Here is an 8,173-nt window from a genome sequence, read left to right as displayed (position 1 = left end):
GGCCAGCTTCGTTCTCTATCAGCCGCATCAGAAGCGAGATCCGGCGATCGGTCCGTTCAGGGGTATCCGGCGGCAGATGATATTGCAGGCTATAGAGCTTCCCCTTCTCGTTGAAAAAATCGACGGCGATAACCGGCATAATGCCGCCCGGCACACGGCGGTAATTGACCTGGAGCCGTGAATTACCCAGTTTCATCCTGACCGCCATCACGCTCTCATCCGCTACTGACGGGTAAAGCCGCCGGTCTGCCGGTACGATAATGCTGTTCATGACAGTCCTCCTGATTTCCAGATGCATGTATAGCGGGAGGATGCCGGGAGCGGCACCCTCCACCCCAGGATCAGGCTGATAACTTAAGCCTGATGTTCAATCACATCCGACGCATGGTGCGCAATGGGTATGCGGCGCGGTTTTTCGCTTTCCGGGATCTCCAGATGCAGACCGACGCTGAGCAGCCCATCCTGCAGTCTCGCCTCCGTCACCTTCATATGTTCCGGCACGCTGTAGCTCAGACGGAAATCGGTGCGGCTGATGCCGCGGTGCAGCCAGCTTCCACCGCTGCGATCGCTGTCAGATGACGCATCGTTTTCGCTACGCTCCTCTTTTCGGCCGGTTACCGTCAGGCGACCGCCCGCCACTTCGATTTCCAGCTCGCTCTCTTTCCAGCCGGGCACGCTGAGGGTGAGCGTATAGCGCTCGTCGTCGAGTTGTTGAAGGTTATAAGGGGGCGCGACGGCAACAGGCGTATCGCCGGTCAGCTGGCTAAAAAGGCGGTCAATGCGGCTGAAGCGATCGGAAAAAAGCGAGTCGCTGATTAAAGGAAACACCGGGAAATTACGTAAAGACATAGTGATAACCTCCTGAATTAGTCGTTCATTCAAAAGCTCATCGGGAACAGGCGTCTCCCCTGTCCAGTGACAGTTATAGAGGCATCCGGAAAGTTTTCAAGCCTCGCCGTGGCGATTTTTTTATAAGGGAAAAAACAAGGCGCGCTTCACGGCCGCAAGCATACGACCGGACGCGAAACGCCCTGTTCAGAGGGTTTCGCGCGCGGCGAATTTCTGCAGAGCGGGACCGTCCAGCCGGTAGCGAACCCATTCGTTCAGAGGCAGCGCATCAATGCTGTGATAAAACTCTTTGGCGCATGTATCCCACTCCAGCACGTTCCATTCAATACGGCTGCATTGCCGACTGACCGCCAGCTGGGCGATATATTGCAGCATCGCCTTGCCCGCGCCCCGCCCGCGATAGTCAGGGGTAAAATATAAATCTTCCATATTCAGGCTGCGACGGCCTGACCATGCCGCATGGCTCACCGAAATCACTGAATAGCCTGCTATTACGCCATCAATCTCACAAATACAGGCTTCAACCGTGGTTTCCGGTGAAAACAGCGCCTTTCTGACCTCTTCGATATCGGGAACCGACTCCAGCGGTGCGTCCCGGTAAACGGCTAAACCGTTGATCATATTATAAATGGCGTCAGCATCTTCCAGGCGGGCCGGGCGGATCGTAACACTCATAAATTTTCCCTTAACCAAACAGTTTGATGGCGGTAAGGATAATCGGTATCTTTCAATGAATTAAGTGCAATAAAATCAATTACAGGTGAATTTCATGCATCATGTGCTGCGGCGGCTCGATCTTAACCTGCTCCCCATTTTCGATGCGGTCTTCCGGCATCGCTCCGTTCGACTGGCGGCGGCTGAGCTCTCTATGAGCACCTCGGCGCTGAGCCATGCCTTAACCCGGCTGCGTGAATTTCTTAACGATCCGCTCTTCTATCGCGAAGGGCACAAGATGTGTCCCAGCGTTTATGCCTGCCAGCTGGCGCCTTATATCGCCGAGTGTTTATCCGCCCTGAACCAGCATCTCAATCCGGCGCAGCCGTTCGATCCCCTGAAGAGCAAAGAGGCGTTTCGTATTGCCGTAACTGACTACACCGCTTTCAGCGTCTTTCCCGGGCTGATGAACAGCGTGCAGAGAACGGCGCCGGGCATTGATTTTGAGCTTTGCTATTTGCCTCATAACCCGGCGCTAAATGAATTACTGGCGGGAGAAGTGGATTTGGCGCTGAGCTTTAGCGAGCCGGATGAGGTCATCCATCCGGATCTGGAGGAGATCGAGCTTTTTAGCGACGAATTTGTCGTGCTCAGCCATAGCGCGCGATCGAGCCTGACGCTGGAGGAGTATCTTGCCGCCGGGCATCTGGTGGTGACCCCCTGGAATGAAAAGAAGGGACTGCTGGATACTCACCTGGCGCGTCTCGGGCTGGCGCGCCGTATCACGTTGAAAACGCCTTCGATGCTGAGCTCGCCGTTTATCGTGGCGGAGAGCGAACTGCTTATGGCGATCCCCTCTACCGTTGCGAACTGCCTGCAACAGCTCGCCAGCGTGAAGATCTTCCGCCTGCCTTTCGCTGTGCCCCGCTTCACCGTAAAAATTTACTCTCACAAGCGAAGCGGGAAAAAATCCTCTACGCAATGGCTTAAAACCACCATCTGCCAGAGTATTCAGCAAAAAAACGGCCAGTGACGATAAAGGCTTACCCACGCGCCTCCCCTCTGAATCGCCGCTGATTTTACCTCGACGAGAGAAAGTGCTGTTCTCCAGGGTCGCTTTTTCTCTTTTTGCCGCCGCAGTACTGTGCTCCTGAATTCAGCGCGCCGGAGCGGTCATCTCCTCTTTGACGCCTGTGCTTTTACTCAATAAATACAGGAGTTTCTTATGAGCCGTTTAGCGAGCATTACTGAAAACGAAGCCGCGGGTAAAGCCGCCCAGTTGTTTAGCGCCATCAAAGGCAGCATGGGCAAAGTGCCGAACGCTTATCTGACCATCGGCGGTAATTCGCCGGAGGTTCTCGGCCAGATGCTGCAGCTCAACGCCACCCTGCACAAGGGCAGCCTGAGCGCGCGGGAGCTGGAGGCGATTAACCTGGCGATCAGCGAAGAGTCAGGCTGCGATTACTGTCTGGCCGCGCACACGCTGATGGCGAAAAAAGCGGGCTACAGCGATGAGCAGGCAAAGGAACTGCGTGAGGCTCGCTTTAGCGAAGACGCGCGTATCAATGCGCTGGTGCAGTTTGTTCAGTATGTCGTCTCTACGCGCGGCACCGTTCCGGCCGAGCGCGTTGAGGCTTTTCGCCAGGCGGGCTTCACCGATCGGCAGGTGGTGGAAACTCTCGGTGCCGTCAGCGCCATTCTGTTTACCAATATGGTTAACCGGGTAAACGATACGGTAGTTGATTTTCCCAAAGTGAACTGATCGCGCCAGGCGGCCGACGCGATCCGCAGGCCGCCTGAGCTGACCCACTCTTTTTAAGGAGAGCCGCCATGGCCGAGTTATCTTCACAAAAATCCGCACGCTTCAGACCCGCCGAAATCGCCGCAAAGCTGCCCGCGACGGCCACTACCCTGCTGGCAGATATCTATCTGACCGATCGCCCTGAGGCCAGCAGCCGCGTATTTCGCGCCTACCGGGGCGTTCCTCCCCACTATCATCGCGAGTGTGATGAATATCTGTATGTGCTTTCAGGCAGAGGCACGTTCTGGATGGAAGATGCGGCGACCGAAGCTGAGTTCGGCCCCGGCGATATGCTCTTTTTTGAGCGCAACGTCGTGCACGCCCTGCCCGTACTGCTGGAGGAGCCCGTGATCTTTCTTACGCTGGACACGCCGCGCCGCTCGCCCGACGACGTGGTGTTTATCGATTCGACTTCCGACAGCGCCGCGACCTTTATGACGCACTCCGCAGCACAAGACGACTGAGACTCGGCGCGCAGCCGCATGATGTCAGTAGCGCACCTGCGCGCTTTCTGTTACAAAAACAGCCAGATGACAGGCAGAACGCTGCCTGTCGCGTCTTTTGCGCATCCCGCATTTCCTGGCCGTTTCCTGATCGAGCAGCGCGAGGTCGCCCCGCCCGCCGACGCGCCAGGCTTATTGCAGGCTGCCTCAAGGCGCATCAATCCATTGACCGCGAAGCCTGAGCGGCGATTCAGGTAAATCTTCTCCAGGGAAGCCTGCATGATACGTCTTGAAGATGTCACGTTGTTCGTCCGTTCTGCCGCACTGGGCAGTTTTTCCAGCGCGGCGCGCGAGGCCGATATCCTTCCCGGCCAGGTCAGCGCCGCGGTCAACCGGCTGGAGCGCGACCTGAACAAACGCCTGTTTGCGCGATCCACCCGCAGCCTGCGCCTCACCGCCGACGGCGAAGCCTGGCTCCCCTACGCTCAGGAGATGCTGGCGATCTTGCAGGCTGGCACCGAACAGCTGCAGGGCAGCGAAGATGAAATGCAGGGCGAGCTGAAAATAGCCGTTCCCTCTGATATCGGGCGTAACATCGTTCTGCCGGTCATTACCGCCTTTTGCGAAAAGCATCCCAAAATTTCGCTGCGCATTTCCCTCTCCGATCACGTCAGCGACGTCTTTCGCGATCCGGTGGACGTGGCCATTCGCTATGGCGTGCTGGAAAACAGCAGCTATGTCGCCCTGCCGCTGGCGGAAGATAACCGCCGCGTGCTGGCCGCGTCGCCCGCCTATCTGCAAAAACATGGCCGGCCGCAGCAGCTTGAAGATTTGCTGCGCCATCACTGCCTGCTCTATACCCTGAATGGACACGTATATGACAAATGGTCCTTTCCGGAAAATGGCGTCAGGCGGCAGTTGACGGTAAGCAGCCGCATGCTGTGCGATGACGCCGACGTGGCGCGCCGCTGGGCGGTCGCGGGCATGGGGATTACCTATAAATCCTGGATCGACGTCAGCGCGGACGTGCTGGCAGGCAGGCTTGAGATAGTGCTGCCGGAACGGCCCGGCGAGGCGGTGCCGCTCAACCTTATCTGCCCGCATCGCAAGCAGTTTTCCCCGGCGATCCGCGAACTGCACCGGCTGCTGCGCGAACAGCTCAAGTCGATTACGGCGCTGATACATACTCACCCCGCTTTCGGACATGGCGAAGCGGCCCTGCTGTCGGCGAATCAACGCATATAGAGGATAAAAGGATGCATCGGGTAGGCTTACTGATTTCCGATTGCTTTCAGGTTTTAGGACTCTCCACGCTGAGTATTTTTGAGTTCGCCAACCAGGTGGCTGGCGAGCCGTTTTATGCCTGTACGGTCTATTCAGAACGGGGCGGCCCGGTTAAATCCTCATACGGCTTTGGGGTCGATAGCCAGCGGCTGGATGCCGATGCGCAGATCGACACCTGGCTGGTTGCCGGGGTGCTGACGCCGCTGGAGCTGCCCGCAACGGCAGGCGTGGTCAACTTTTTACAGACGCACGCTCTGAAAGCGCGACGCGTGGCGGGCATCTGCACCGGCGCGTTCGTGCTGGGCCAGGCCGGGCTGCTGTCGGAACGCCGCGCCACGACCCACTGGGTGCATGCGCAGAGCCTGAAGGCGCTGCATCCCACCACGCGGGTGGAGGAGGATCGCATATTCATTATCGACGATCATATCTGGACCTCCGCCGGGCTTACGGCCGGGCTGGATATGGCTCTCGGCATGGTGGAGAAAGATCTGGGCGCAGAGGTAGCGCGCAGCGTGGCGCACCTGCTGGTGATGCACCACCGCCGCTCAGGCGGCCAGACGCAGCACTCGGAAATGCTGATGCTGTCGCCGCGCAGCGATCGCCTGCAGTCTGCGCTGGAATATGCCCGTAAAAACCTCAGCAAATCCCTCAGTATTGAAGAGCTGGCCGATGCGGTGCACGTCAGCGCCCGCCAGCTCAGCCGCCTTTTTCGCTCCGAAACCGGTAAGTCGCCTGCCAAAGCGATTGAAGGCCTGCGGCTCGAAAACGCCAGGCTGTTGATTGAACAGAGTCGGCTGTCGATGGAGGTTATCGCGCGTGAATCGGGCTTCCGCGACCGCCGTCATATGCGGGAAGTGTTTATCCGCGGCTATGGTATTCCTCCGCAGGCGCTGCGTACCGGCAAAGCCTGATCGCTTCTCCCCCTCCGTTTTCCGCTTCTCTTTCTTCCGCATGATGGCCGGTTTTCCGGTCATCATGATGTCCGAAATCACTACCCTCTGCGTCAGTCGCGACATCGCCTGAATGCGTATTCTGAATTCACCAGCCCGATAACTGACAAGGTGAACAGTATGACGCAGCAAAAAGAGATCCACCGCGGCACAGCCGTCGTAACAGGTGCCTCAACCGGCATGGGCGCGCTTTATGCGGGCCGCCTGGCGCGCATGGGTTACGACCTGATTATGGTGGCGCGCAACCATAACCGCCTGAACCAGCTGGCGGAGCATATCACCACCGACAGCGGCCGCAGCGTCGAGGTCGTGGCGGCTGATTTAGGCGATGCCGCGCAGCTCGCCGCGCTGGAAGAAAAGCTGCGGCAGGACGCCAGTATCACCCTGCTGGTGAATAACGCCGGCATCGGCACGCATACCCCGCTGCTGCAGAGCGATGCCGAACAGATGACCGCGATGATCAACCTTAACGTCACGGCGCTGACCCGCCTGACCTACGCCGTGGTGCCGGGATTCGTCGCCAGAGGCCGCGGCGCCATCATCAATATCGCCTCCATCGTCAGTATCGCGCCGGAGCTGCTGAACGGCGTCTACGGCGGCAGCAAAGCCTACGTGCTGGCTTTTTCCCAGTCGCTGCATCACGAACTGGCGGATAAAGGCGTTCAGGTGCAGGCCGTCCTGCCGGGTGCCACCGCTACGCCGTTCTGGGACAACGGCGGCCTGCCGGTTAGCCAGCTTGACCCGAAAATCGTTATGAGCGCGCAGGAGATGGTTGATGCCGCGCTCACGGGATTTGCCCGCGGCGAGCTGATCACTATCCCCTCTCTGCAAAACGAAAAGCTGTGGAGGGACTACGAACAGGCGCGCCAGGTGATGATCCCGCATCTTGGCAGCGACGCGCCCGCTGAACGCTATCAGCCCGTTTCTTTGCACTGACTGACCCTGACAACTCACGACTCAACCACGTTTATCTGAAGGAATATGATCATGAAACTGACTAACAACACTGTTTTCATCACCGGCGGCACCTCTGGCATTGGCCGCGCGATGGCCGAGAAGTTTCATCAGCTGGGCAACCAGGTGATTATCTCCGGCCGCCGCGAGGCGCTGCTGAAAGAGGTCACCGCCGCCAGCCCAGGCATGGATTACGTGGTGCTGGACGTGACGAACGCCGACAGCATCAAAGCTGCTGCGCAGAGCGTCCTGACGCGCTACCCGGCGCTGAATGTGGTGATTAACAACGCCGGCATCATGCCCTTTGATAATGCCGCAGGCGAGCTGGATGACGAACAGGCGGTGACGCTGCTCAATACCAATATTCTCGGCCCGGTACGCGTCAGCGCCGCCTTTATTGAACATCTGAAACAGCAGCCGGACGCGGTGCTGATCAACAACAGTTCGGTGCTCGCCTTCCTGCCGCTGGCGACCAACGCGCTCTACTCCGCCACCAAAGCGGCCATTCACTCGTACACCCTGTCGCAGCGCTTTCTGCTGCGCGATAGCGGCGTTCAGGTGATTGAAATCTCTCCGCCGTGGGTCGATACAGACCTGATTTACAAGAGCGGCGATCCGCGCGCCATGCCGCTGGAGGACTTTATCCGGGAAACGTTCAACAAGCTGGGCACCGACACCATTGAAGCCATCGTTGACCGCGTGCTGCCGGTGCGGGATAACCCAGGCGCGAACGAGCATGCGCTGGTGAATCAGTTTAACCAGTCCGTCGCTGATAACCCGATTCCCGTTCAGTAACACCATCAGGGGCGATAAGCCCCTGCTTTAGCCGGAGCTGAATCATGAACGCTGCTGTTTCGTCTTCCCAGCGCCGCGCCCTGCGCGCGCTGAGCATCGCCTACTTCGTGCAGGCAACCGGCGCGCTCTCGGTCGCTGGCAGCCTGCCCGCGATTTCTGCCGCCTGGCACTTAACGGATCCGCAGAGCGCGCGTCTGCTGAGTATTTTCGGCCTGACCTTTGCGCTGGCCGCGCCGCTGGCGCAGGTGTTTTTTGGTCACTTCCGCCGCCGCCAGCTGGTGCTGTCGGGGATGTTGCTGTTTGGCCTGGGCGCGTTCGCCTTTGCGCTCTCGCCCGGCTACTCCGCGCTGGTGGCGTCACGGGTGCTGATGGGGGTCGGGGCGGGTTTTATCGGCCCGGTGCTGGTGGCGCTCGGTTCGGAACTGGTGCATGAACAGCAGCGC

At 58.7% G+C, this 8,173-nt stretch carries 11 protein-coding genes (1 of these 11 only partly in view); 8 read left to right on the top strand and 3 right to left on the bottom strand.

Going from position 1 to position 8,173, the window contains the following annotated elements; genetic code table 11:
• From B3797_RS08155 to B3797_RS08145, 3 genes are all read right to left on the bottom strand, one after another.
• The coding region (locus tag B3797_RS08155) for a hypothetical protein (protein WP_311790837.1) at positions 1–271 on the bottom strand (271 nt) is incomplete at its 3' end.
• Positions 272–354: 83 nt separating this feature from the next.
• Positions 355–849, bottom strand: coding sequence for an Hsp20 family protein (locus B3797_RS08150; RefSeq protein ID WP_311790836.1), 495 nt, complete (start codon positions 847–849; stop codon positions 355–357).
• A 186-nt stretch (positions 850–1,035) separates the two neighbouring features.
• Complete coding sequence (locus B3797_RS08145) at positions 1,036–1,524, bottom strand: GNAT family N-acetyltransferase (protein WP_311790835.1); 489 nt, start codon at positions 1,522–1,524, stop codon at positions 1,036–1,038.
• A gap of 94 nt (positions 1,525–1,618) precedes the next feature.
• On the opposite strand from B3797_RS08145, the gene B3797_RS08140 reads away from it, so the two are divergent.
• From B3797_RS08140 to B3797_RS08105, 8 genes are all read left to right on the top strand, one after another.
• Positions 1,619–2,536, top strand: coding sequence for a LysR family transcriptional regulator (locus B3797_RS08140; RefSeq protein WP_311790834.1), 918 nt, complete (start codon positions 1,619–1,621; stop codon positions 2,534–2,536).
• 192 nt (positions 2,537–2,728) lie between these two features.
• Positions 2,729–3,265: a carboxymuconolactone decarboxylase family protein gene (locus B3797_RS08135; RefSeq protein WP_311790833.1), complete on the top strand. Its 537-nt coding sequence runs from the start codon at positions 2,729–2,731 to the stop codon at positions 3,263–3,265.
• A 68-nt stretch (positions 3,266–3,333) separates the two neighbouring features.
• Positions 3,334–3,768 (top strand): cupin domain-containing protein, encoded by a 435-nt coding sequence (locus B3797_RS08130; protein WP_311790832.1) that lies wholly within the window; start codon positions 3,334–3,336, stop codon positions 3,766–3,768.
• A 258-nt stretch (positions 3,769–4,026) separates the two neighbouring features.
• Positions 4,027–4,992 carry a LysR family transcriptional regulator gene (locus tag B3797_RS08125; RefSeq protein ID WP_311790831.1) on the top strand — a complete coding sequence of 322 codons (966 nt, stop codon included), beginning with the start codon at positions 4,027–4,029 and terminating at the stop codon, positions 4,990–4,992.
• A gap of 11 nt (positions 4,993–5,003) precedes the next feature.
• Positions 5,004–5,942, top strand: a complete 939-nt coding sequence (locus tag B3797_RS08120) for a GlxA family transcriptional regulator (protein ID WP_311790830.1) — start codon at positions 5,004–5,006, stop codon at positions 5,940–5,942.
• A 159-nt stretch (positions 5,943–6,101) separates the two neighbouring features.
• On the top strand, positions 6,102–6,917 hold the full coding sequence (locus tag B3797_RS08115; RefSeq protein ID WP_311790829.1) for an SDR family oxidoreductase: 816 nt from the start codon (positions 6,102–6,104) through the stop codon (positions 6,915–6,917).
• A 51-nt stretch (positions 6,918–6,968) separates the two neighbouring features.
• A complete protein-coding gene (locus B3797_RS08110) occupies positions 6,969–7,730 on the top strand; it encodes an SDR family oxidoreductase (protein WP_311790828.1) in 762 nt (253 codons plus the stop codon).
• Positions 7,731–7,774: 44 nt separating this feature from the next.
• Positions 7,775–8,173 carry the 5' portion of an MFS transporter gene (locus B3797_RS08105; protein WP_311790827.1) on the top strand. The gene runs 807 nt beyond the window's last position, so 399 of the gene's 1,206 nt are visible here — the first part of the coding sequence; it begins with the start codon at positions 7,775–7,777; its stop codon lies beyond the right edge, outside the window.

This window comes from Pantoea sp. UBA5923 (genome assembly GCF_002431095.1).
Classification (GTDB): Bacteria; Pseudomonadota; Gammaproteobacteria; order Enterobacterales; family Enterobacteriaceae; genus Pantoea; species Pantoea piersonii.
The sequence above is the reverse complement of the archived record's forward strand: the minus strand, read 5'-3'. Positions and strand labels throughout refer to the sequence as shown.

Coding starts and splice junctions, on each gene's coding strand:
- B3797_RS08150 (WP_311790836.1), bottom strand. CDS start 849: ATGTCTTTACGTAATTTCCCGGTGTTTCCTTTAATCAGCGACTCGCTT.
- B3797_RS08145 (WP_311790835.1), bottom strand. CDS start 1,524: ATGAGTGTTACGATCCGCCCGGCCCGCCTGGAAGATGCTGACGCCATT.
- B3797_RS08140 (WP_311790834.1), top strand. CDS start 1,619: ATGCATCATGTGCTGCGGCGGCTCGATCTTAACCTGCTCCCCATTTTC.
- B3797_RS08135 (WP_311790833.1), top strand. CDS start 2,729: ATGAGCCGTTTAGCGAGCATTACTGAAAACGAAGCCGCGGGTAAAGCC.
- B3797_RS08130 (WP_311790832.1), top strand. CDS start 3,334: ATGGCCGAGTTATCTTCACAAAAATCCGCACGCTTCAGACCCGCCGAA.
- B3797_RS08125 (WP_311790831.1), top strand. CDS start 4,027: ATGATACGTCTTGAAGATGTCACGTTGTTCGTCCGTTCTGCCGCACTG.
- B3797_RS08120 (WP_311790830.1), top strand. CDS start 5,004: ATGCATCGGGTAGGCTTACTGATTTCCGATTGCTTTCAGGTTTTAGGA.
- B3797_RS08115 (WP_311790829.1), top strand. CDS start 6,102: ATGACGCAGCAAAAAGAGATCCACCGCGGCACAGCCGTCGTAACAGGT.
- B3797_RS08110 (WP_311790828.1), top strand. CDS start 6,969: ATGAAACTGACTAACAACACTGTTTTCATCACCGGCGGCACCTCTGGC.